Source organism: Streptomyces cyaneochromogenes, assembly GCF_003963535.1.
Taxonomy (GTDB): Bacteria; Actinomycetota; Actinomycetes; order Streptomycetales; family Streptomycetaceae; genus Streptomyces; species Streptomyces shaanxiensis.
Map to the genome: position 1 here is coordinate 4,277,448 of NZ_CP034539.1, position 20,688 is coordinate 4,298,135.

General features: G+C 71.0%; 22 protein-coding genes. 10 read left to right on the forward strand and 12 right to left on the reverse strand.

The genetic code is table 11. The annotated features are described in order from the left end of the window. Window positions 1–33: 33 nt before the first annotated feature. A complete protein-coding gene (locus EJ357_RS19080; RefSeq protein ID WP_126392827.1) occupies window positions 34–1,191 on the forward strand; it encodes a serine hydrolase domain-containing protein in 1,158 nt (385 codons plus the stop codon). Window positions 1,192–1,221: 30 nt separating this feature from the next. On the opposite strand, the gene EJ357_RS19085 is transcribed toward EJ357_RS19080, so the two are convergent. Continuing rightward, complete coding sequence (locus EJ357_RS19085) at window positions 1,222–1,497, reverse strand: DUF1876 domain-containing protein (RefSeq protein WP_126392828.1); 276 nt, start codon at window positions 1,495–1,497, stop codon at window positions 1,222–1,224. Between the two features lie 168 nt (window positions 1,498–1,665). On the opposite strand from EJ357_RS19085, the gene EJ357_RS19090 reads away from it, so the two are divergent. Continuing rightward, the gene (locus EJ357_RS19090) at window positions 1,666–2,121 is read left to right on the forward strand and encodes an HIT family protein (protein ID WP_126392829.1); all 456 of its coding nucleotides are present in this window, start codon (window positions 1,666–1,668) and stop codon (window positions 2,119–2,121) included. Window positions 2,122–2,155: 34 nt separating this feature from the next. Here EJ357_RS19090 and EJ357_RS19095 read toward each other — a convergent pair whose 3' ends face one another. Beyond that, window positions 2,156–2,656 (reverse strand): hypothetical protein, encoded by a 501-nt coding sequence (locus EJ357_RS19095; protein ID WP_228473094.1) that lies wholly within the window; start codon window positions 2,654–2,656, stop codon window positions 2,156–2,158. Window positions 2,657–2,880: 224 nt separating this feature from the next. Here EJ357_RS19095 and EJ357_RS19100 point away from each other — a divergent pair, with 224 nt between their 5' ends. From EJ357_RS19100 to EJ357_RS19110, 3 genes are all read left to right on the forward strand, one after another. After that, window positions 2,881–4,386 carry a purple acid phosphatase family protein gene (locus EJ357_RS19100; RefSeq protein ID WP_126392830.1) on the forward strand — a complete coding sequence of 502 codons (1,506 nt, stop codon included), beginning with the start codon at window positions 2,881–2,883 and terminating at the stop codon, window positions 4,384–4,386. Window positions 4,387–4,469: 83 nt separating this feature from the next. Then, window positions 4,470–5,213, forward strand: a complete 744-nt coding sequence (locus EJ357_RS19105; protein ID WP_126392831.1) for a class I SAM-dependent DNA methyltransferase — start codon at window positions 4,470–4,472, stop codon at window positions 5,211–5,213. A 103-nt stretch (window positions 5,214–5,316) separates the two neighbouring features. Beyond that, complete coding sequence (locus EJ357_RS19110) at window positions 5,317–5,601, forward strand: hypothetical protein (protein WP_126392832.1); 285 nt, start codon at window positions 5,317–5,319, stop codon at window positions 5,599–5,601. Between the two features lie 46 nt (window positions 5,602–5,647). Here the strand turns inward: EJ357_RS19110 and EJ357_RS19115 are convergent, their stop codons facing one another. Both EJ357_RS19115 and EJ357_RS19120 read right to left on the reverse strand, forming a co-directional pair. Further along, window positions 5,648–6,493 carry a DMT family transporter gene (locus EJ357_RS19115; RefSeq protein ID WP_126392833.1) on the reverse strand — a complete coding sequence of 282 codons (846 nt, stop codon included), beginning with the start codon at window positions 6,491–6,493 and terminating at the stop codon, window positions 5,648–5,650. Next, window positions 6,490–7,017 (reverse strand): YbaK/EbsC family protein, encoded by a 528-nt coding sequence (locus tag EJ357_RS19120; protein ID WP_126392834.1) that lies wholly within the window; start codon window positions 7,015–7,017, stop codon window positions 6,490–6,492. Before EJ357_RS19120 ends, EJ357_RS19115 begins: the two co-directional genes overlap by 4 nt. Window positions 7,018–7,116: 99 nt before the next feature. On the opposite strand from EJ357_RS19120, the gene EJ357_RS19125 reads away from it, so the two are divergent. Next, on the forward strand, window positions 7,117–7,911 hold the full coding sequence (locus tag EJ357_RS19125; RefSeq protein WP_126392835.1) for a methyltransferase: 795 nt from the start codon (window positions 7,117–7,119) through the stop codon (window positions 7,909–7,911). On the opposite strand, the gene EJ357_RS19130 is transcribed toward EJ357_RS19125, so the two are convergent. Then, complete coding sequence (locus EJ357_RS19130) at window positions 7,880–8,068, reverse strand: DUF397 domain-containing protein (RefSeq protein WP_126392836.1); 189 nt, start codon at window positions 8,066–8,068, stop codon at window positions 7,880–7,882. The genes EJ357_RS19125 and EJ357_RS19130 overlap by 32 nt on opposite strands. After that, on the reverse strand, window positions 8,065–8,898 hold the full coding sequence (locus EJ357_RS19135) for a helix-turn-helix domain-containing protein (protein WP_126399666.1): 834 nt from the start codon (window positions 8,896–8,898) through the stop codon (window positions 8,065–8,067). The genes EJ357_RS19130 and EJ357_RS19135 overlap by 4 nt, the downstream gene beginning before the upstream one ends. A gap of 152 nt (window positions 8,899–9,050) precedes the next feature. Here EJ357_RS19135 and EJ357_RS19140 point away from each other — a divergent pair, with 152 nt between their 5' ends. The 3 genes from EJ357_RS19140 to EJ357_RS19150 all read left to right on the forward strand — a co-directional run bounded on the left by EJ357_RS19140 (window position 9,051) and on the right by EJ357_RS19150 (window position 10,318). Beyond that, window positions 9,051–9,587: an ATP-binding protein gene (locus EJ357_RS19140; protein WP_126392837.1), complete on the forward strand. Its 537-nt coding sequence runs from the start codon at window positions 9,051–9,053 to the stop codon at window positions 9,585–9,587. 63 nt (window positions 9,588–9,650) lie between these two features. Then, window positions 9,651–9,899 (forward strand): type II toxin-antitoxin system VapB family antitoxin, encoded by a 249-nt coding sequence (locus EJ357_RS19145; RefSeq protein ID WP_126392838.1) that lies wholly within the window; start codon window positions 9,651–9,653, stop codon window positions 9,897–9,899. A 2-nt stretch (window positions 9,900–9,901) separates the two neighbouring features. Further along, the gene (locus EJ357_RS19150) at window positions 9,902–10,318 is read left to right on the forward strand and encodes a PIN domain-containing protein (RefSeq protein ID WP_126392839.1); all 417 of its coding nucleotides are present in this window, start codon (window positions 9,902–9,904) and stop codon (window positions 10,316–10,318) included. An 81-nt stretch (window positions 10,319–10,399) separates the two neighbouring features. On the opposite strand, the gene EJ357_RS19155 is transcribed toward EJ357_RS19150, so the two are convergent. Continuing rightward, window positions 10,400–12,634, reverse strand: coding sequence for an MMPL family transporter (locus EJ357_RS19155; protein WP_126392840.1), 2,235 nt, complete (start codon window positions 12,632–12,634; stop codon window positions 10,400–10,402). A 147-nt stretch (window positions 12,635–12,781) separates the two neighbouring features. Then, window positions 12,782–13,381 carry a TetR/AcrR family transcriptional regulator gene (locus EJ357_RS19160; protein WP_126392841.1) on the reverse strand — a complete coding sequence of 200 codons (600 nt, stop codon included), beginning with the start codon at window positions 13,379–13,381 and terminating at the stop codon, window positions 12,782–12,784. Window positions 13,382–13,567: 186 nt separating this feature from the next. Between EJ357_RS19160 and EJ357_RS19165 the strand changes: the two genes are divergently transcribed. Further along, a complete protein-coding gene (locus EJ357_RS19165) occupies window positions 13,568–16,831 on the forward strand; it encodes a S41 family peptidase (RefSeq protein ID WP_126392842.1) in 3,264 nt (1,087 codons plus the stop codon). Between the two features lie 132 nt (window positions 16,832–16,963). On the opposite strand, the gene EJ357_RS19170 is transcribed toward EJ357_RS19165, so the two are convergent. From EJ357_RS19170 to EJ357_RS19185, 4 genes are all read right to left on the reverse strand, one after another. Then, entirely contained in the window at window positions 16,964–17,182 is a 219-nt protein-coding gene (locus tag EJ357_RS19170; RefSeq protein ID WP_126392843.1) for a hypothetical protein, read from the reverse strand. 88 nt (window positions 17,183–17,270) lie between these two features. Continuing rightward, window positions 17,271–18,164, reverse strand: coding sequence for an SDR family oxidoreductase (locus EJ357_RS19175; protein WP_126392844.1), 894 nt, complete (start codon window positions 18,162–18,164; stop codon window positions 17,271–17,273). Continuing rightward, the gene (locus EJ357_RS19180; protein WP_126392845.1) at window positions 18,161–19,096 is read right to left on the reverse strand and encodes an alpha/beta fold hydrolase; all 936 of its coding nucleotides are present in this window, start codon (window positions 19,094–19,096) and stop codon (window positions 18,161–18,163) included. The genes EJ357_RS19175 and EJ357_RS19180 overlap by 4 nt, the downstream gene beginning before the upstream one ends. Next, on the reverse strand, window positions 19,093–20,607 hold the full coding sequence (locus tag EJ357_RS19185) for a flavin-containing monooxygenase (RefSeq protein WP_126392846.1): 1,515 nt from the start codon (window positions 20,605–20,607) through the stop codon (window positions 19,093–19,095). The genes EJ357_RS19180 and EJ357_RS19185 overlap by 4 nt, the downstream gene beginning before the upstream one ends. Window positions 20,608–20,688: the final 81 nt, after the last annotated feature.

The window sequence follows — 20,688 nt, forward strand, 5'->3', positions numbered from 1 at the left end:
GGCACCCGCACAAGGCAGGACGAGGAGACGGACGTGGACGTGAACGGCAAGGTGGCCGAGGGCTTCGAGCCGGTCAGGGCGGCGTTCGTCCGGAACTTCGAGACGCTGGGCGAGCGGGGCGCGGCGATCGCCGTGTACCGGGACGGCCGCAAGGTGGTCGACCTGTGGGCCGGCACGAAGGACGTCGACGGCACGGAGCCCTGGGAACACGGCACCGCGCAGGTCGTGCGGTCGGCGACGAAGGGCGTCGCCGCCGCCGTACCCCTCCTCCTGCACCAGCGCGGTGTGTTGGACCTGGACGCGCCGGTGGCCGCGTACTGGCCGGAGTTCAAGGCGCACGGCAAGGAGCGGCTGCTGGTCCGGCATGTGCTGAACCACCGCGCCGGGCTCCCGGTCCTCGACCGCCCGCTCACGCCCGCGCAGGCGCTGGACCCGCGCCGGGGCCCCGAGGCGGTGGCCGCGCAGGCGCCCGCGTGGGAGCCGGGCACCGATCACGGCTATCACGCGCTGACGTACGGCTGGATCCTCGACGAACTGGTCCGGCGCGTGACGGGGCGGTGGGCCGGCGAGTGGCTCGCGACGGAGGTCACCGGCCCGCTGGGCGCGGACCTGTGGCTGGGCCTGCCGGAGGCGGAGGCGGCCCGGGTGGGCCGTGCCGGCCGCGTGGACGGACCCGAACCGGCGGGCGGGCTGCGCTCCCGCCCCAAGCGCTCGGTCACCGAGGCCTACGACGACCCGGACTCCCTCACCCGCCGTGCCTTCGCCGCCATCACCCCGTTCCCCGACCAGAACGACCCCGCCTACCGCGCCGCCGCCCTCCCCGCGACGAACGGCATCGCCACGGCCGACGGTCTGGCCCGCGTCTACGCCGGCCTGATCGGCAAGATCGACGGCATCCGCCTCTTCGACCCGCGCACCCTGGAACTGGCCCGCACCGAGGAGTCCTCCGGCCCGGACCGTGTCCTGATCGTGAACACCCGCTTCGCCCTCGGCTACATGCTCCACGGCACCGCCTCCCCCCTCCTGGGCCCCACCTCCTTCGGCCACCCCGGCCGCGGCGGCGCCCTCGGCTTCGCCGACCCGGACTCGGGCATCGCGTTCGGCTACGTGACGAACGGCTTCCGCAAGACGGTCACGGCGGATCCGAGGGCGCAGGCGTTGGTGCGGGCGGTACGGGGGGTTCTGGCGTAGCCGCCGGGGCGGGTGGCGCACCGGCGGTGGTCAGACGTGGATCGGGTGGGACGTGCGGCCCGATGCCTGGTCGATCTCGCTGTGTGCCTTGGTGAGGAGTTGCATCGCCAGTTCGTTCAGGGCGCGGGCCCCGGCGATCTCCTCGCCGACTCGTGGCTGATTGGAGTCGGTGTGGTGCCGTGTGGCGTGTCCGTGGGCCCGTACTTCGGAGCCGTCGGGCAGGCGCACCAGGGCGACCGAGCGGGTTTCCTGGTCGTCCTCCTGGAACTCCAGCTCGACATGCCATCCCACTGTGGTGTGCATCATGACGATCACCTCCGGAAGACCTGCTTCCAGGGTGCGCCCGAGAGGGCACCGGCGACCAGTCGGAGTCGGAATAAGCTCCGGGTTGGTTCGGAGCACGGGGCGGAAAGCGACTCGGAATGCGGCTCGGAACACTTTGCGGATACCTCGGAGCGACAGGATGGCCGGCCGATGGGCGTGCGTGAACAGGACTGTGTCTTCTGCGAGATCGTCGCCGGTGCCGGCGAGGCGCGGGTGGTGCACGAGGACGAGCACACCCTCGCCTTCTTCCCGCTGGCGCCCGCCACACGGGGGCACACCCTGGTCGTGCCGAAGGCGCACGCGGCGGACCTGTGGGCGATGGACGAGACGGCGGCCCAGCGCCTGTTCCACACCGTGATGGTGGTGGGCAGGGCGCTGCGCTCGGTTCTGCGGCCCGACGGCATGAACGTCGTCAACTCCGCCGGCGCGGTGGCCACACAGACCGTGTTCCACACCCATGTGCACCTCGTGCCACGCGGCCCCGGCGACACGATGGGAACCATCTGGCCACCGAAGGGCGCGGGCTTCCGCTACGAGGACGACGCGGCCACGGACGCGCTCGCCGCCCGCCTCTGCGCGGCCATCGTCCGACGGCCAGCGCCCTGACTTCGGCCGACGCCTCACGTCACCTCACGTCACCTCACAGGGCGAACACCAGCAGCGCCAGGTCGGTCAGCAGCAGCGGCGCGTAGAACAGCAGCAGCGTCGGCGTCTGCCAGACCTCCGGCCAGGGCATCCGGGCCAGATACGGCGCCACGTCCATGGAGAGCATCTCGACCGTGCTGCCGGGGCGCCGCGCGTCGTCGTAGAGCCGCCTGAAGGCCCGTTCCTGGCGCAGGAAGAAGCAGTCCAGGTACCAGAAGCAGAGCAGCGGCACCAGGCCGACGCCCGCGAGCTGCCAGCTCAACCGGCTGGCGGACAGCGCGAACAGGCCCGCGGCCAGGGTCAGCGCCCAGCCCTTGACGAGGAACGAGTTGGTGCCCAGTCGCGTGATCGTCGCCTGGATGAACTCGAGGTGCTTGATCCGGTCCGCGCCCAGCGCCGGCTCGCGGCCCCCGACGTCCGGGCCTTCGACGTCCGCCCCGTCGGCATCCGCGCCCGCGACGCCCGGCCCCTGCGAACCCTCACTCAGCGCAGTCACTGCCCCGCCCCCTCGGTAGCCCTCCCCCGGCCCGCTCGATCGTAGTCCCGGAGCAAAGCCCCCAACTCGGGATCAGTGAGACTCGGCACACTCCCTTCGGTGACCGCCTTCGTCCTGCTTCCATGGAGATGTCGCGTTCCGTTCCATGGAGATGTCTCGCGCCGGACCTGGCCCCGCCGCCACCGCCACCTCCCCCGTTCACCGCTCAGGGCCATATCGAGGACATGCGCTGCTGTTTCTCCGCCCACCTCCCCGCACTCGCGGCCCTGTCGGCCTTCCCCGGCCCCTGCGAGGTGCTGCGCTCCGGCGCGCGCCTCGCCCCCGCCCTGCTCCGGTCGGCCTCCGCCGCCGTCCAGCGGGCGCGCTCCCACCCCGACGACCTGAGCGCCGTCAACCTGGAACTGGTCACTCTCACCGAGGACCGCGCGGTGATCACCTGGTACACCGGCATCCCCGGCACCAACGACGGCCTCGGCCACCCCCTCCCCGCGATCACCGAGGGCGAGGTCGTCTACGGCACCCACCCCTCCCGGCTCAACCGCACCGCCTCCGAGGGCCGCCCGACCGCCTACCACCAGGTCGAGCTCACGGACCTGGAGCCGGGGCAGACGTACTACTACCAGGCCCGCTCACGCGGCGTCGCCGCCACCCCCACCCCGCTGCACCTGGTGCGCGGCAACGCGGTGGGCACCTCGACGTTCGGGTTCGGCCACAGCGGCGGCCCGTACTCCTTCACCACCCCGCAGCCCCCACCCGGCCGCCACCTGCTGTCGGTCGCGCTCTGCAACGACCTGCACCTCGGCGAGACCACCGCCGGCCTGGTCGGCGGCCTGCCCCTGCTGCGCGGCGTGGTGCAGCAGCCGGGGCGCGCGCCGTATCCGGAGCTGATGAGCCGGGCCCTGGTCGAGGAGGCCCGGCGGCGCGGGGCGGACGTGCTGCTGGCCGGGGGCGACATCTCGGCCGGCGGGGCGGCGCAGGACCTCGGCGAGGCCCGCCGGATCCTGGACGGTTTCGGCGCCCACGGCCAGGACTACTTCGTCGTACGCGGCAACCACGACCGCTCGCGGAACGACGACAACGCCAACGCCAACGCCTTCCAGGCCACCTTCCAGACCGCCTTCCCGGGCGGCGGCGACGGCTCCGGGTTCTTCGCCCACGACCTCGGCGGGCTGCGGATCATCGGCCTCGACACCTACGCCAAGACCGGCAACGGCGCCGACGCGGGCGGCCTCGGACCCGACCAACTGGCCTGGTTCCAGGAGCGGTTGAGGAAGCAGCCGGACCAGCCGACGCTGGTGTTCGGCCACCATCCGCTGACCGTGCGGGACTCGGTGTTCCCGGTGACCCGCGGCCAGTGCCTGGAGCGCCGCCAGGCCCGCGCGATCGTCGACGCCTACGCGCAGGCCCCCGGCGTCTTCCTGCACCACGCGGGCCACACCCACCGCAACAAGCGCACCGTGCTGACGCGGGCCCCGCACGTCACCCAGCAGGAGGTCGCCGCCGCCAAGGACTACCCGGGCGGCTTCACCCTCCTGCGCATCCACTCCGGCGGTTACGCCCTCAACCACTACAAGGCCGACGCCCCGGCGGCCCGCCAGTGGAACGAGCGCAGCCGCCGCGTCGCCGCGGGCCTGTGGCCGCACCACGCCCTGGGCCGCTCGGTCGCGGACCGCAACAGCGTGACGGCGCACGACCTGTCGGGCATCGCCGCGCACAGCACAGTGCGCTGACAGCGCACCGGTGACGGACCGGTAACGCACCGATAGCGCACTGTGAATAGCACCGGACAGGGAGTGTCCGTAGCGTCGACAGCATGGCGACCCTCTGGGAGCTGATGCGCGACTGCATCCCCGACGACCACGCCCGTCAGGTCACCTCGCGGTACTACGTCGACGAGGTGATGGGCGCCCCCGGCGCACCCGGGCTGGTCGTCGACCTGGGATGCGGCCGCGGCACGTCCGCCCGGCTCTTCCGCAAGCACGCCCCGGCGGTGCGGTGGGTCGGCGTCGACATCCGGGACTCACCGGAGGCCGCACAGCGCACCCCGGGCGGTGACCCGGTGGTGCACTACGACGGCGTCCGCCTCCCGCTCGGCTCGGACTCGCTCCCCCTCATCTACTCCCACCAGGTCTTCGAACACGTCGCCCGCCCGCGCGAGCTGCTCGCCGAGATCGGCCGAGTACTGGAGCCCGGCGGCCTGTTCATCGGGTCGACGTCCCAGTTCGAGCCGTACCACTCCTTCAGCCTGTGGAACTACACCCCGTACGGCTTCCGGGTCCTGGTCGAGGAGGCGGGGCTCGCGCTGGAGGAGATCCGGCCCTCGCTCGACGGGGTGGCGCTGATCATGCGCAGCTATCTCGGCCGGCCACCGGAGTACAGCCGGTACTGGGACGAACAGTCCCCGCTCAACACGGAGATCGACGAGTGGGCGGCACACGGCGGCCGCCGCCGCAGGACGGCGCTGGTGAACCTGCGCAAGCTCACGTACTGCGGCCAGTTCGCGTTCCGGGTGGCCAAGCCGGTGCAAGATCGCGAAACTCGGCGCGCCGCAGGATGATTTGGGGCATTTCTACTTAATCTCCCTTAATCGTAAGGGTCGCTCCTGCAGGAAAGGGCCGCCCCTTCACGCATTGCATCCACCTCACTCCACCGGAGATGACATGCAGAAGCTTCGCAAAGCCGCCGTCCTGGTCGCCGCCCTCAGCAGCGTGGCGCTCATGGGCGCCGGCACCGCCCACGCCGACGGCCACCGCGGCGGCAACGACTTCAAGGTCCAGCAGAGCACCTCGTGCAAGTCCCACGACCTGAACATCGACATCCTCGGCACGGTCGGCCTGCTCAACGGCCTGCTGGGCGGCGCCCTCAACGGCGAGGGCTCCGAAGGCAGCCAGAGCACGCACCTCGGCTCGACGATGGGCTGCAACAACGCCGCCTTCGACAAGTGACCGTCTGACTGGTGCGCAAGCCCCGGCCATCGGCCGGGGCTTCGGCCTAACTCGCGTGCAGCATCATCCCGATGCCCACCACCAGCAGCGCCGCCGCCGCGATCCGGGCCCGCCCGAACCGCTCCTTGAAGAAGACGGCCCCGATGGCGGCCCCGACGATGATCGAGGACTCCCGCAGCGCGGCGATCGGCGCCAGCTCCGCCTTCGTCTGGGCCCACAGGACCAGCGCGTACGCGGCGACGGACAGCGCGGCACCCAGCAGCCCCAGCACGGCGAACGGCCGTAGCACGGCGACCGTCTCCGCGCGCCAGCGCCAGACCGCGTACGCCGGGATCGCGAGCCCCTCGACCACCATCAGCCAGGCGATATAGCCGAGCGACGACCCCGAGGCACGCACCCCCAGCCCGTCGATCACGGTGTACGCCGCGATGCTCAGCCCGGTCGCCAACGCGGCGCCGATCGCCGCCCAGTTGGGCCGGTGCCCGCGCAGCCCCCACAGGGCGACGCCGACGAGCCCCGCGCAGGACACGGCGATCCCGGCGGCCGCCCACCCGTCCGGCACCTCGTGCGCGAACACGGCGGCGAACAGGGCGACCACGAGCGGCGCGGTGCCCCGAGCGATGGGGTAGGCCTGCCCGAAGTCGCCCAGCCGGAAGGACTTCATCAGCAGCGCGAAGTACACGATGTGGACGACGGCCGAGGCGAGCAGATACGGCCAGGCCCCGGCCGCCGGGAACGCCCCGAAGGGCATCAGCGCCAGCCCGATCAGCACCCCGCCGCCCGCGATGAGCGTGAACCCCACCAGCTTGTCCGTGATCTTGTGGGCGATGGCGTTCCAACTGGCGTGCGTGACGGCCGCCAGCAGGACGGCGGCGGTGACCAGGGGCGTCACGAAGTCTGCGTCTGCTCGCGCACGTCCACCACGGTGGCGCCGGCGTGGGCGACAAGTTCCTTGGGCTCCATGGGGAAGACCGCGTGCGGGTTCCCGGCGGCGGCCCACACGACCTCGTGCTCCAGCAGCGACCGGTCGGCGAGCACCCGCGTCCGCGTACGGTGCCCGAAGGGCGGTACGCCGCCGATGGCGTACCCGGTGGTCTCCCGTACGACATCCGCCTTGGCCCGCGTGACCTTCTGGACGCCGAGTTCCTTCCGGACCAGCTCCACGTCGACCCGCGACGCCCCGTCCATCAGCACCAGCACCGGCTCCCCGTCCGCCGCGAAGATCAGCGACTTGCAGATCTGACTGAGCTCGCACCCGATGGCCGCGGCGGCCTCGGCGGCGGTACGGGTCGCGTCCGGGAAGCGGCGGATGCGGGTGTGGAGGTCGGCCAGCCCCAGCTCACGCAGGGCTTCGGCGAAAAGGGGGTGGGCGGCTGTCGTCATGGACGGCACGGTAGCGGTGCGTGCATGAGCCATGCGACCCATTACCCGCTCGGGGAAGCAGAAAGCCGACCGACGGGGCCAGAGGCAGGCCTCCTGCTCGCGCACCCCCCAGGTTCCCCCGAAGATGGCGATATGTCCCGATATCTCTTCGACAACACCGACGCCCGCACCCCGGACCGCTTCGCCGTCCTGGAGTCCTGCTACGACCACGTCTCCCGCCGCCGGCTCGAACTGACCGGCCTCGCGCCCGGCTGGCGGTGTCTCGAAGTCGGCGGCGGGGGTGGCTCGCTGGGCGACTGGCTGGCCGAGAGAACCGGCCCCGACGGCGAGGTCACCGTCACCGACATCGACCCCCGCTGGGCCGAGTCCCGCCCGCACTCACCCCAGGTCCGCCTTCTCCACCACGACATCGTCAACGACCCGCTCCCAGGCGACGGCTACGATCTGATCCACGCCCGGCTGGTCCTCATCCACCTGCCGGAACGGCTCCAAGTCCTCGACCGGCTGGTAAGGGCCCTGCGCCCGGGGGGCACGCTGGTCCTGGAGGAGTTCGACTGCCACTGGTCGCCGGTGCTCGCGTCCCCGGACGAGGAGTCGGAGGCTCTCTTCGACCACGTCCAGGCGGCCCTGCTCGCACAGTTGCAGAAGGCGGGCGCGGACCCCCTCTGGGGCCGGCGCGTGCTGGGCGCCATGCGGCGGGCGGGCCTGGAGGACGTCACGGCGACGACGTACGCCGAGTCCTGGCAGGGCGGCACCCCGGGCATCGACCTGCACCGTGTGAACGCGCAGCAGACGGAGGCGGGCCTACGGGCGGACGGCGTGACGGAGGCCGAGCTGCAGCGGTTCTACGCACTGCTGCGGGACCCGGGGTTCGTGGTCAACTCCCCTCCCTTGATCAGCGCACAGGGAAGGCGCCGAGGAAGGTAGTCCAGGTGGACGGGGTGACCGTGAGGTGGGGGGCCTCGGGGGTCTTGGAGTCGCGGATGTGGATGGTGGCGGGGGTGGTGGCTACCTCGACGCAGTCGCCGGGCTCGCTGCTGTCGCTGTAGCTGCTCTTGAACCAGTGGAGTTCGGCGGTGCTCATAGTCTCCCCAGCGCTTGCTCGATGAAGGCCTGCGACTCCCTCGGCGTGAGAGCCTGCGCCCGGATCATGCCATAGCGCAGCTCAAGGATGCGGAGATCCTTGGGGCTTGAGACCGGGCGGGCGTTGAACACGCCGCTGGAACGTCCGATCGCCGTACCGTCGGCAAACTTCAGCACCTGAATCAGGCCCGACGCTCCGGCGTTCTCCTGCCGGTCGGTCGGCATGACCTGGAGCGTGACGTTCCGCAACTGCGCTACCTCCAAGAGGTGTTCGAGCTGTCGGCGTAGCACCATCTTCCCACCGTAGGGCCGTTCGAGTGTCACCTGTTCCTGGACGAAACTGAGCGTCGGAGCAGGTTCCCGCTCGAAGACGGCCTTCCGAGCCATGCGAGCGGCGGTCTCCCGCTCGACGATGTCTTCGGTGAGCGCAGGCTGCCTCATCTCGAACAGCGTTCGCGCGTACTCCGGCGTCTGCAACAGGCCGTGGATGTTGTGGCTGCCGTACAGCAGCATCTCCACGGCCCGCCTCTCCATATCCGCCAGATCCCGCACCTTCTTCGGATACCGCGCCTGCTCCATGTCCCGCTTGAACGCCTTGAGATGCCCCTGCGCCCTCAGGACGTCGTCCGCCTTGTCCAGGAACTCCGGCCGGGGAATCCGCTGCCCCCGCTCGATCTTGCGGATCATGTCCTCGCCGTAGCCCATGACCTCCCCGAACTCGGCGACCCGCATCCCCGCCGCCTCCCGGCACACCTTCAGCAGCCGCCCCACCGCCTGGACCACGGGCTCGATCTCGTCCCCCGGTTCGACATCCCAACCGGCCTCGTCCACCTGGTCGTTCACAGTCACCCACCTCCGACGCGCACTCGTACCCGAACAACCCCCGAGACAGCCGAGACAGCACGAGACAAACCCGGGACAGTCCCGCTACGCACCGCCGCGATCGCTCACCCAGGGAAACCGATCACGCCACTCTGAGTGACATGAACCGCGAGATGACTGCCCCTGAAAACGACCTCACCCACACCATCCGCAACTTCAGCGTGCTGCTGTCCCCCACGCCCCGAGGCGCCCGGCTCGCCCGCCTCCTCGCCACGGAACAACTCCGCAGCTGGGGACTCCCGTTGGACCCCGCGGAGCACATCGTCGCCGAGCTGGCCGTCAACGCCGCGACGCACGGCCGTGTTCCCGGACGCGACTTCCGCCTGACCCTCTACGTCGTCGCCGACACCCTCCGCATCGAGGTCACGGACACCCGCGGCGACCTCCTGCCGCAGCGCACACCGACGGCCCCGGACGCCGAGTCCGGTCGGGGCCTGCTCCTGGTGGAGGCGTTGGCCGACCGGTGGGGCGCGGCGCCGGGGCCGTATCCGCGCAAGACGGTCTGGGCGGAGGTGAAGGTGCGGACGGGGGAGAAAGAGCGCGACATCAACCGGATCATCGACGAGCGCATGGCGAATCCGGCAGGAGGCGTCCCCATCGAGGACGTCATGCGGGAGACGCTGCAGCGTAATGACTAAGCAGCCGGAAATGTATGAAGCATGGGATACCTTTGTATGAAGCACATCTCACGGAGGTGCCCCATGTCCGCCACCCAGATCGACATCGACGACGAAGCCCTTGCCGAGGCAATGAGGCTGTCCGGCGCCAAGACCAAGAAGGAAATGGTCAACCTGGCACTACGGGAGTACGCCGAGCGTCGGCGACGCACCGAGGCCCGGCTGCGCTACCTGGAGATGGCCCAGGAATGGGATGAGGACGGGTTCTGGCGTCGCCACGCGGCGGAGAAGGGTTCCGTCGGCGGTGATCACGTGGAGAAGGGCGTCGCCTGACCGTGATCCGCTATCTCGCCGACTCGACCGCGGTCTGGCGGCTCCAGCGCGACAAGAAGCTCAACAGCGTCTGGGCACCCGAGGTAGAGGACGGGGCCATCGGTTCCTGTGCGGCACAGCGCACGGAGTTCCTGCAATCCGCACGCGACCTCGACGAGTACGACCACATGGCGGAGATGTTCGCCTATCTGTATCCGGACGTCGCCGTGCCGAAAGGCGCCTGGCGCTGGATCGAGGCCGGACAACACCGGCTCGCGCAGCGCGGGCAACACCAGAGTCTCTCCGCCGTCGACTGGCTCGTCTGCGCCACAGCCGCCCACCACGGCCTGGTGATCCTGCACGACGACAACGACTTCCGCGCGGCGGCCCGGATCCTCACAGACGTGAACGAGCGGAACGTGTTTACGCCCCCGGCATAGGAGAAGCCGGTGAGAGCACCCGTCCCCACGGAGCCCTCACCGGCCGGCCTACCTCAGTGGTCGTACGTCAAGGGTGACCGGTCAGACGCGCACCAGCTCCCGCTCCCCGTCCCTGTCGGCCTCCGCCTCCGTACGCAGCGCCTCGCCCTCCACGTCCACGTTCGGCAGGACGCGGTCCAGCCACTTCGGGAGCCACCAGGCCTTCTTGCCGAGCAGGGCGAGGACGGCCGGGACGATGGCCATGCGGACGACGAACGCGTCGAAGAGGACCGCGATCGCGAGGCCGAAGCCGATCATCTTGACCATCGACTCGCCGGCGCCGATGAAGCCCGAGAACACCGCGATCATGATGATCGCCGCCGCCGTGACGACCCGCGCGCTGTGCCGGAACCCGGTCACCACGGCCTGGGTGGGCCGCTCGCCGTGGACGTACGCCTCGCGCATCCGCGTCACGAGGAACACCTCGTAGTCCATGGCCAGTCCGAAGACCACGCCGACCATGAAGATCGGCATCATCGACATGACCGGGCCGGTCTCCTGGACGCCGAAGAGGTCGGCGAGCCAGCCCCACTGGAAGACCGCCACGACCGCGCCCAGGGCCGCCAGGACCGAGAGCAGGAAGCCGAGGGCCGCCTTCAGCGGGACGAGGATCGAGCGGAAGACGAGGATCAGGAGGAGGAAGGCGAGGCCCACCACCAGGATCAGGTACGGCACCAGCGCGTCGTTCAGCTTCTGCGAGAAGTCGATGTTCATCGCGGTCGTGCCGGTGACCAGCACTTTCGCGTCCGTGTCGGCCGTGATCCCGGTGCCCGCGTCACGGATGGAGTGCACCAGGTCCTCGGTCGAGACCGACGACGGCTTGGAGTCGGGGATCACGGTGATCGTCGCGGTGTCGCCGGACTTGTTGAACGTCGCCGGGGTCACCGTGACGACGTCCTTGAGGTCCTTGATCTCGTCGGAGACCTTGGTGACTGCGGCCTTCGGGGCGTCGCTCGTCTTCGCGTCGACGACCACCACGAGCGGGCCGTTGAAGCCGGGGCCGAAGCCCTCGGAGAGCATGTCGTACGCCCGGCGCTGGGTCGTCGACGTCGGCTGGGAGCCGTCGTCGGGGAGGCCCAGTTCGAGGGAGGTCGCCGGGAGCGCCGCGGCACCGAGGCCGAGGACGCCGAGCAGGAGGACGGCCAGGGGGCGGCGTACGACGAAGCTCGCCCAGCGCGTGCCCATGTTCGGCCTGCCGGAAGTGGCCCCCGTACCGGACTCGTCCACGGCCGCCTTCTTCCTGCCGCCGAAGCGCCTGCTCTTCTCGCCCGCCGGCCTGACCTTGCGGCCCGCGTAACCGAGGAGTGCCGGAACCATGGTCAGCGCGATCAGCACCGCGATCACGACCGTGCCCGCGGCCGCGAGTCCCATCTTCGTCAGCATCGGGACGTTGACGACGGCCAGGCCGGCCAGGGCGATCACCACGGTGAGGCCGGCGAAGACCACCGCGGAGCCCGCCGTGCCGGTGGCCCGGCCGACCGCCTCCTCGCGGTCGCGGCCCTCGGCGAGTTCGGCGCGGTACCGGGAGACGATGAAGAGCGCGTAGTCGATGCCGACCGCGAGACCGATCATCGCGGCCAGGGTGGAGGTGGTGGAGCCCAGGTCCAGGGCGTTGGCCAGCGCGGTGATCGCCGAGACACCGATGCCGACGCCGACGATGGCGGTGAGCAGCGGCAGTCCGGCGGCGACCAGCGAGCCGAAGGTGATGACGAGGACGACCGCGGCGACGGCGAGCCCGATGACCTCGGAGGCAGCGCCCTCGGGCGCCGCCTGGAGCGCGTCGCCGCCGATCTCCACGGTCAGCCCGGCGTCCCGCGCCTGCTGCCCGGCGTCCTCCAGGGCGTCCCTGCTGGCGTCCGTCAGCTCCATGCCGGGGACCTCGTAGCGCACCGAGGCGTAGGCGGTCGTGCCGTCCTTGCTGACGGCGTGCGCCTTGAAGGGATCGGCGACGGAGACGACCTCGGAGCCGTCGGACAGTTCCTTGACGGTCTTCTCGACGGTCGCCTTGTTGGCGGCGTCCGTCATCTTCTCCCCGTCCGGCGCCTTGAAGACGACCCGGGCGGTCCCGCCGTCCGCGCTGCCACCCGGGAAGCGCTGGTCCAACAGGTCGAAGGCCTTCTGCGCCTCGGTGCCGGGGATGGAGAAGGAGCTGGATCCGGCGCTGGGCGCGCTGGCCGCGCCGACACCCGCGAGGGCGAGCAGCGCGACCCATATGAGGGCGACGAAATGCCGTCGCCTGAAGGCGAGCCGGCCGAGTTTGTAGAGAAACGTGGCCACGAGAGCGACTCCCGGTCAGGTCGTGGGATTGGGGCGCCGGCCGGGGTTCCGACACGGGCCCCGGGGCAGGGGTGATCAGCCCGACGACGTGAGCGGTTACGTCAGGTGGAGGGCTTGCTGGGGGAACCCGTCAGCTGGAGGGACTCGTCAGCCGACGGGTGCGCCGAGGGCGGGGAGGACCACGGCGTCGATGTACGAGGAGAGGAACTCCTGCGTGGGCGGCCGGTCGTCGATCAGCGTCCGGGTGGCGAACGCGCCGACGAGCATGTGCACCACGTAGTCCAGCGCGGGACAGTCGGCGCGGACCTCGCCGCGGTCGACGGCCCGTTGGACCACCCGGTGGAACTCCGCCATCTCCGGCTCGATGAGCAGTTCCTTGAAGGCCTGCAGGAGATCCGGATTGGCGTGCACCGCCATGAACAGACCCCGCATCAGCGCGGCGTTCTGCTGCATGGTGCAGTCGTCCTCACGCGAGGTGAGTGCCTGCAGGTCGCCCCGCAGGGTCCCGGTGTCGACGTCGTCGATGCTGCCCGGCTTGTTGTGCCGGATCGCCTTCGCCACCAGCTCCGGCTTGCCGCCCCACTGGCGGTAGAGCGTCGCCTTGCTGGACCGGGTGCGGGCCGCCACGGCGTCCATGGTGAGGGCGTCGTAGCCGACCTCCCGGAGCAGGTCGAGCACGGCGCCGTACAACTCGGCCTCGCGCTCGGGGGTGATACGACTGCGCCGCGCTGTTGCCGCCTCGGTCACGGTCCTCACCTTCCCACTCCGAACGACACGGTTTCGTACACCACGAAGGTACCGCATCCCTCTTCGAAACGAAACGGTTTCGTTCGCGTAGAGGCGTGTTCTGGGTCACGCACGGGCACCGACCGCCGACACACGCCCTGTTTCCCACGAGTTGCCCCCGTCCGTCCCCCGGCAAAGCATGGGGAGGTGAGCTACCTGCGCCTACCGCATCTGAGCGGCGACCTGCTGTGCTTCGTGGCCGAGGACGACCTGTGGCTGGCCCCTCTCGACGGCCCCGGCCGCGCCTGGCGGCTCACCGTGGACCGCACCAAGACCGGCCACCCCCGCTTCTGCCCCGAGGGCCGGCGCATCGCGTACACGAGCTGGCGGAGCCTGGTCCCCGAGATCCACCTGGTCCCGGTGGACGGCGGGCCGGGCGAGCAGCTCACCCACTGGGGCTCGGCGGACACCCAGGTGTGCGGCTGGACACCCGACGGGGTGATCCTCGCCGTCGCCTCCCACGGCGAGCCCTTCTCCCACTTCACCTGGGCCTACAAGGTCCGCCCCGACGGCGACCCCGGCCGCAAGCTCCCCTGGGGCCCGTGCTCGGACATCCAGGTCGCCGACATCGACGGCGAGCGCAAGTCCCTGCTCCTGACCGGCACCCCACCGCACGAACCGGCCTCCTGGAAGCGCTACCGGGGCGGGGCCACGGGCCGCCTCTGGCTGCACGGCGAGCGTCTGCTCGCGGACATCGGCGGCCACCTCGGCTCCCCCATGTTCGTCGGCGGCCGGATCGCCTTCCTCTCCGACCACGAGGGCGTCGGCAACCTCTACTCGTGCGCGTACGACGGCTCCGACCTGCGCCGGCACACCGACCACGACGCCTTCTACGCCCGGCACGCCTCCAGTGACGGCACCCGGGTGGTGTACCAGTGCGCGGGCGACCTGTGGATCGTGGACGACCTCGCCGCGGACTCCAAGCCGCGCAAGCTCGAAGTACGGCTGAGCGGGCCGCGCGCGGGACGCCGTACGTACCAGGTGCCGGCCGCCCAGCACGTCGACGGCATCTCCGTGGACGAGACGGGCCGCGCGAGCGCCGTGGTCGTGCGCGGCAGCCTCTACTGGCTCACCCACCGGGACGGCCCGGCCCGCACCATCACCGACACCCCGGGCGTACGGGTCCGGCTCCCGGAGATGCTCGGCTCGGTCGGCCAGGTCGCGTACGTGACGGACGCCGAGGGCGAGGACGCCATCGAGATCGCCTATCTGCCCCGGGCGACCGGTGACCGGGAACCCCGCCGGCTGGCCTCCGGCGAGCTGGGCCGGGTCCTGGAGATGGTCGCCGACCCGAAGGGAGAGCGCCTCGCGCTCGCGTCCCACGACGGACGGCTCCTTCTCCTCGACGTCACGGAGGACTCCAACGGCGAGGTCACGGAGCTGATCCGGTCGATCAACGGCCCCGTACGGGACCTGGCCTTCTCCCCGGACGGGACCTGGCTGACCTGGTCCCACCCGGGCATCGGCCGCTCCCTGCGCCAGATCAAACTGGCCCGGATCTCCGGGACCGGCCAAGGAGCAGGGCCGGGGGCAGGGGGCGCTCTGGTCATCGACGTCACCAACGGCCGGTTCGAGGACGAGAACCCGGTGTTCACCCGGGACGGCCGCTACCTCGCCTTCCTCTCCTGGCGCGGCTTCGACCCGGTGTACGACGTCCACACCGGCGACCTGTCCTTCCCGCTGGGCTGCCGCCCCTACCTGGTCCCCCTGTCCTCGGCCACCCCCTCCCCCTTCGCCCTCAACCCCGAGGGCCGCCCGGCGGCCGGCGGACTGGACCCGGTGGAGGACGAGGAGGGCTCCGAGGCCGGAGCGACGACCATCGAGGTCGAGGGCCTGGAGAGCCGGGTCACCCCCTTCCCGGTCACCGCCTCCAAGTACTCCGCGCTGCACCCGGTCGCGGGCGGCGGACTGGTGTGGCTGCGCTGGCCGATCTCGGGCGCGCTGGGCGAGACGTTCGCCAACCCGGACGACACGACCGGCCGGCCGACCCTCGAACACTTCAACATCAGCAAGGCCAAGAAGTCCGAACTCGTCGACCATCTGGACTGGTTCGCGGTGAGCGGCGACGGCAGCCGCCTGGTCCTGGTGGACGAGGGCGACCTGCGGGCGGTGCCCGCGAGCGAGTCCGGCGACAGCGACACGACGGTGTGGATCGACCTGCGCCGCATCCTGCATGAGGTGGACCCGACGGCGGAGTGGAGGCAGTCGTACGCGGAGGCCGGCCGCCTGATCAGGGCGTACTTCTGGGAGCCGGACATGTGCGGCATCGACTGGGACGGAGTCCTCGCCCAGTACCGCCCGTTGGTCGACCGCGTCGCCTCCCCCGACGAGTTCGCCGACCTCCTCCGCGAGGTGCTGGGCGAACTCGGCACCTCGCACGCGTACGTCTCCCCCGCCCGCCGCAACGAGGGCCCGCCCCACTACCAGCGCTGGCAGGGCCTGCTGGGCGCCAACCTGGTCCGCAGGGACGAGGGCTGGACGGTCAGGCGCATCCTCCCCGGCGAGTCGTCCGACTCCAAGGCCCGCTCGCCCCTGGCCGGCACGGGCATCCGCGAAGGAGCGGTCCTCACCCACGTGGACGGCCGCCCGGTGGACCCGGTCAGGGGCCCGTACCCGTTGCTGGCCGGCGCCGGGGGCACGACGGTGGAGCTCACCTTCAGCCCGGCAGAGGGCGAGGCGGGCAGATCACGCCGGGTCGCCGTGGTCCCGCTGCTCGACGAACGCCCCCTGCGCTACCAGGACTGGGTGGCCAAACGCCGCGCCGTCGTACGGGAGTTGAGCGGCGGCCGCTGCGGCTACCTGCACATCCCCGACATGGGCGGCTCGGGCTGGGCCCAGTTCAACCGGGACCTGCGGATGGAGATGTCACGCCCCGCGCTGATCGTCGACGTGCGCGGCAACGCGGGCGGCCACATCAGCGAACTGGTCGTGGAGAAGCTGACCCGCACGATCCTGGGCTGGGACCTCACACGCAACGCCCAGCCGGTGTCGTACGCCTCGAACGCCCCGTGCGGCCCGGTCGTCGCCCTGGCCGACGAGGCGACCTCCTCGGACGGCGACATGATCACGGCGGCCTTCAAACTCCTCAAGCTGGGCCCGGTCGTCGGCCAGCGCACCTGGGGCGGAGTGGTCGGCATGACCGGCCGCCACCGCCTGGGCGACGGCACGGTGATCACGGTCCCGATGAACGCCGCGTGGTTCGACGCCTACGGCTGGAGCATCGAGAACAAGGGCGTGACCCCCGACCTGGAGGTCCTCCGCACCCCCCTGGACTGGGCGGAGGGCCGCCACGCCCAACTGGCGGACGCGGTGGAACTGGCCCTGAAACTCCTGGAGTCGAACCCTCCGGCAACGCCGCCGGACTACGCACACGTACCGAACCGATCAAGGCCGGAACTGCCGCCCCGTTAGGGGCGCGGGGAACTGCGCGACAAGCCCCCCACACAGCCGCACCCGACAACGAACCCTCTCAACGCAGCAAAAACGCGGGGCACCCCTCAAAGAAGGGCACCCCGCGCTCATCGGCTCAGCCGACCACGACACTTACCGGTCGTAGTCCTGGTCGAACCGCTCCTCGTCGTCACGAGTGGAGCGCTCGCGCTCATCCTCGCGCTGCGGCCGCTGACGACCCCGCTCCGGCTGACCCGGCTGACCGGGGTGGCCCGGCTGACCCGGACGCCCCTGCTGACCCTGCTGCCGCTGCTGCTGCGCGCGCTGCTTGAGCTGCTCGGACTTCTCCTGGAACTGGTCCTTCATACCCATGTGGGTTCACTCCCGTAGTGAGTGGGGGGTTGGCCCCTCGCTGGGGCCTCGACCAGATTCACACGGGCGATAACCCCACGCATGTCGATCAGTTACGCGGCGTGATCCGCGCAGCTCGCTCCCGCTCGTCGGCGGAGCCCCCCGCCCCGACCAGCCCCGTCCGCATCCCCTCCAGCCGGTCCGCGAACCGCAGCATCTCCCGCTGCCCCACGGTCCCGATGAGCCCCGGCAGATACCCGCGCACCCCCTGCATCCCGCGCAGCCACCACTGCCCGTACACATGGCTCGACCGCCGCTCGATCCCGGCCACGATCCGGTCGACCGCCGGCCCCAGCGGATACGTCTTGTTGGACGGCCACGGCAGCCGCTTGCGCAACTCCCGCATGACGTCGTCCTGATCGGCCCCGCGCACCATGTCGGTGTCGGTCCAGGAGAGATACCCGACCCCCACTCGCACGCCCTTGTACCCGACTTCGGCCCGCAGACTGTGCGCGTACGCCTCCACACCGGACTTGGACGCGCAGTACGCGGTCATCATCGGCGCCGGAGTGATGGCGGCCAGCGAGGCGATCTGCAGCAGATACCCCCGGCTCTCCATCAGCACCGGCAAAAACGCCCGGGCCGTCACCGCCGACCCGATGAGATTGACCTCGATGACCCGCCGCCACGCCTCGGGGTCGGAGTCGATGAACGGCCCACCGGAGGCGACCCCCGCGTTGGCGACCACGATGTCGACCTTCCCGAACCGCTCCTTGACCTCCCGCGCCACCCGGGCCATGGCCTCATGGTCCGTCACATCGGCGTACCAGTGGTCGCTGTCGCTGTGCAGCCGCTCGGAGACCTGCTTGAGCTCGTCCGGCTCCAGCCCGACGAGCGCCACCTTCGCGCCCCGCGCGGAGAGTTTGCGGGCGAGCAGCTCACCGACACCCCGCGCCGCACCGGTGACGACGGCGACCTGCCCTTCGAGACTCACCCTGCTCATGCGCCCTCCTTCACCTGCGTGTACGTCGTGGCCCTGGCATACGTCGTGACGAGCTCCCGTATCTTCCCGGTCACCAGCTCGGGCGCCTCGACCGGCGTCATGTGCCCGAGGCCGGGCAGTTCGGTGACGCCGAGGCAGTGGGGCAGCGCAGCGGCCAGCGAGCGGGCGTGCACCGGCGGCGTCAGCCTGTCCGCCGTACCGACGACGACCGCCGTCGGCACCGCCAACTCCCTTACGCCATGGTCGAGATCGAGCAGGTCGAGCACCTGCGACCAGGCGTACCGCACCTTGCGCGGACACGCGTGCACGATCCGCGCGCACGCCTCGACCATGTGCGGGGCCGAACCGGGGCCCATCGTCGCGTACTTGAGGATCGCCCGGGCGACCGGAGTGACCGGCCCGAGCGGCGCCCGCGACCCGAGGATGTGCTTGGTCAGCCAGGTCCGCAGCCGCCCGGGCCGGATCGGCACGACGGTCGACTCGGCGACCAGCCGCGAGGCGCCGGTGCTGCACAGCAGGACGGCGGCGGCGTGCTCCCGCAGCGCCGGGCGCGTGGCGGCGGCCATCACCGTCATGCCGCCCATGGAGTGCCCGGCGATCACGGCCTGCTCGCCGGGTGCGAGGGTCGCCTTCAGTACGGCTTCGAGGTCGTCGGCGAGCCCGTCGGCGGTGCAGCCGGGGCCGGCCGGGCTGCGTCCGTGGCCGCGCTGGTCGTAGGCGATGACGCGGTGGTCGACGGCGAGGTCCCGTATCTGCGCCGCCCAGAAGGCGGTCGAGCAGGTCCAGCCGTGCGCGAGGACGACGGCGGGCGCGTCCTCGGGCCCGTGCACCTCTATGTGCAGCCGGGCGCCGTCGGCCGAGGCGGCCGACAGCTCGCGGGCGGGGACGGGTGGGGCATAGGGCCCGGAGGCCACGTGCATGAGACGGCTCATGCCGTCACCTCCGCGTTCTCGTTGCTGTTCTCACTGTCCTTGCTCGCCCGGACAACGGCATACTCGGCGAGGTCCACCCGCCGCGTGGCCCGCCGGAACTCCGAGGTCGTACCGGGCCAGATGGTGGTGTTGCGCCCGTTGGCGTCGAGGTACCAGCTCGTGCACCCGCCCGTGTTCCACACGGTCCGCTTCATGCGCTCCTGCACCCGCCGGTTCCAGGCGTTCACGGCGCTGGGCCGCGCGTCGAGGGCGACCTTCCCGCCCAGGACGTTCAACTGGCGTAGGAAGTCGGCCATGTAGTTCAGCTGGGACTCGATCATCAGGATCATGGACGAGTTCCCCAGCCCGGTGTTGGGCCCGATGATGGTCATCCAGTTCGGGAAACCGGCGGCCGAGGCACCCCGCAGGGCCTCCATCCCGCCCTTCCAGGCCTCGGCGAGCGTCCGGCCGTCCGCGCCCACCACCCGCTCGGCGATGGGCATGTCGGTGACCCGGAACCCGGTGCCGAAGACGATCACGTCGACCTCGGCCTCACTGCCGTCGGCGGCCACGACGGTCGAGCCGCGGATCTCGCTGAGCCCGCTCGCGACGACGTCCACGTTGGGCCGGGCGAGCGCAGGGTAGTACTCGCTGCTCAGCAGGATCCGCTTGCAGCCGATGCGGTAGTCGGGCGTGAGCTTGGCGCGCAGGGCGGGGTCCTTGATGGCCCGCCCCATGTTCCGCTTGGCCAGCTGCTCGATGAGCCCCAGTTCGTTGGGATGCTTGGTGAACGCCTGGACCTGCAGCTCCCGGAGCCCCCACAGCAGTCCGCGGCGCAGCTGGGTGGTGAAGGGCAGGGCCCGGTGCAGCGAGCGCTCGGCGCCGCTGATGGCGCGGTCCACGCGGGGCATGACCCAGGGCGGGGTGCGCTGGAAGAGGGTCAGCCGGGAGACGTCGGGCTGGATGGCCGGCACGATCTGGATGGCGGAGGCGCCGGTGCCGACCATGGCGACGCGCTTGCCGCGCAGGTCGTGGTCGTGGTCCCAGCGGGCGGAGTGGAAGACCTTGCCGGGGAAGGAGTCCAGCCCGGGGATGTCGGGGATCTTCGGGTCGGAGAGCGGGCCGGTGGCGGAGACGACGAGGTCGGCCGACAGACTGCCGCTGCTGGTCTCGATGTCCCAGCACAGCCGCTCGCCGTTCCAGGTCATCCGCTTCACCTCCGAGTTGAAGCGGATGTGGGGGCGCAGCCGGAAGACGTCCGTGACGTGCTCCAGGTAGGCGCGGATGTGCTCCTGCCCGGAGAAGGTGCGCGGCCAGTCGGGGTTGGGCGCGAAGGAGAACGAGTACAGATGGGACGGCACATCGCACGCGCACCCCGGATAGCTGTTGTCCCGCCAGGTGCCGCCGACGCTGTCGGCCCGCTCCAGGACGACGAAGTCGGTGACACCCTCGCGCCGAAGCCGGACGGCGGCCCCCAGCCCGCCGAAGCCGGACCCGATCACCGCGACCCGCACATGTTCGCGTTCGGCCATGCCTGTGCCTCCACACTTCAACACGACAACACTGCAACCGGAACCGCGCCAGTGAACACTGGCGCAATGGGAGAGTAGAGG

Coding starts and splice junctions, on each gene's coding strand:
- EJ357_RS19085 (WP_126392828.1), bottom strand. CDS start 1,497: ATGATGCACACCACAGTGGGATGGCATGTCGAGCTGGAGTTCCAGGAG.
- EJ357_RS19090 (WP_126392829.1), top strand. CDS start 1,666: ATGGGCGTGCGTGAACAGGACTGTGTCTTCTGCGAGATCGTCGCCGGT.
- EJ357_RS19100 (WP_126392830.1), top strand. CDS start 2,881: ATGCGCTGCTGTTTCTCCGCCCACCTCCCCGCACTCGCGGCCCTGTCG.
- EJ357_RS19105 (WP_126392831.1), top strand. CDS start 4,470: ATGGCGACCCTCTGGGAGCTGATGCGCGACTGCATCCCCGACGACCAC.
- EJ357_RS19110 (WP_126392832.1), top strand. CDS start 5,317: ATGCAGAAGCTTCGCAAAGCCGCCGTCCTGGTCGCCGCCCTCAGCAGC.
- EJ357_RS19120 (WP_126392834.1), bottom strand. CDS start 7,017: ATGGCTCATGCACGCACCGCTACCGTGCCGTCCATGACGACAGCCGCC.
- EJ357_RS19125 (WP_126392835.1), top strand. CDS start 7,117: ATGTCCCGATATCTCTTCGACAACACCGACGCCCGCACCCCGGACCGC.
- EJ357_RS19130 (WP_126392836.1), bottom strand. CDS start 8,068: ATGAGCACCGCCGAACTCCACTGGTTCAAGAGCAGCTACAGCGACAGC.
- EJ357_RS19140 (WP_126392837.1), top strand. CDS start 9,051: ATGAACCGCGAGATGACTGCCCCTGAAAACGACCTCACCCACACCATC.
- EJ357_RS19145 (WP_126392838.1), top strand. CDS start 9,651: ATGTCCGCCACCCAGATCGACATCGACGACGAAGCCCTTGCCGAGGCA.
- EJ357_RS19170 (WP_126392843.1), bottom strand. CDS start 17,182: ATGGGTATGAAGGACCAGTTCCAGGAGAAGTCCGAGCAGCTCAAGCAG.
- EJ357_RS19175 (WP_126392844.1), bottom strand. CDS start 18,164: ATGAGCAGGGTGAGTCTCGAAGGGCAGGTCGCCGTCGTCACCGGTGCG.
- EJ357_RS19180 (WP_126392845.1), bottom strand. CDS start 19,096: ATGAGCCGTCTCATGCACGTGGCCTCCGGGCCCTATGCCCCACCCGTC.
- EJ357_RS19185 (WP_126392846.1), bottom strand. CDS start 20,607: ATGGCCGAACGCGAACATGTGCGGGTCGCGGTGATCGGGTCCGGCTTC.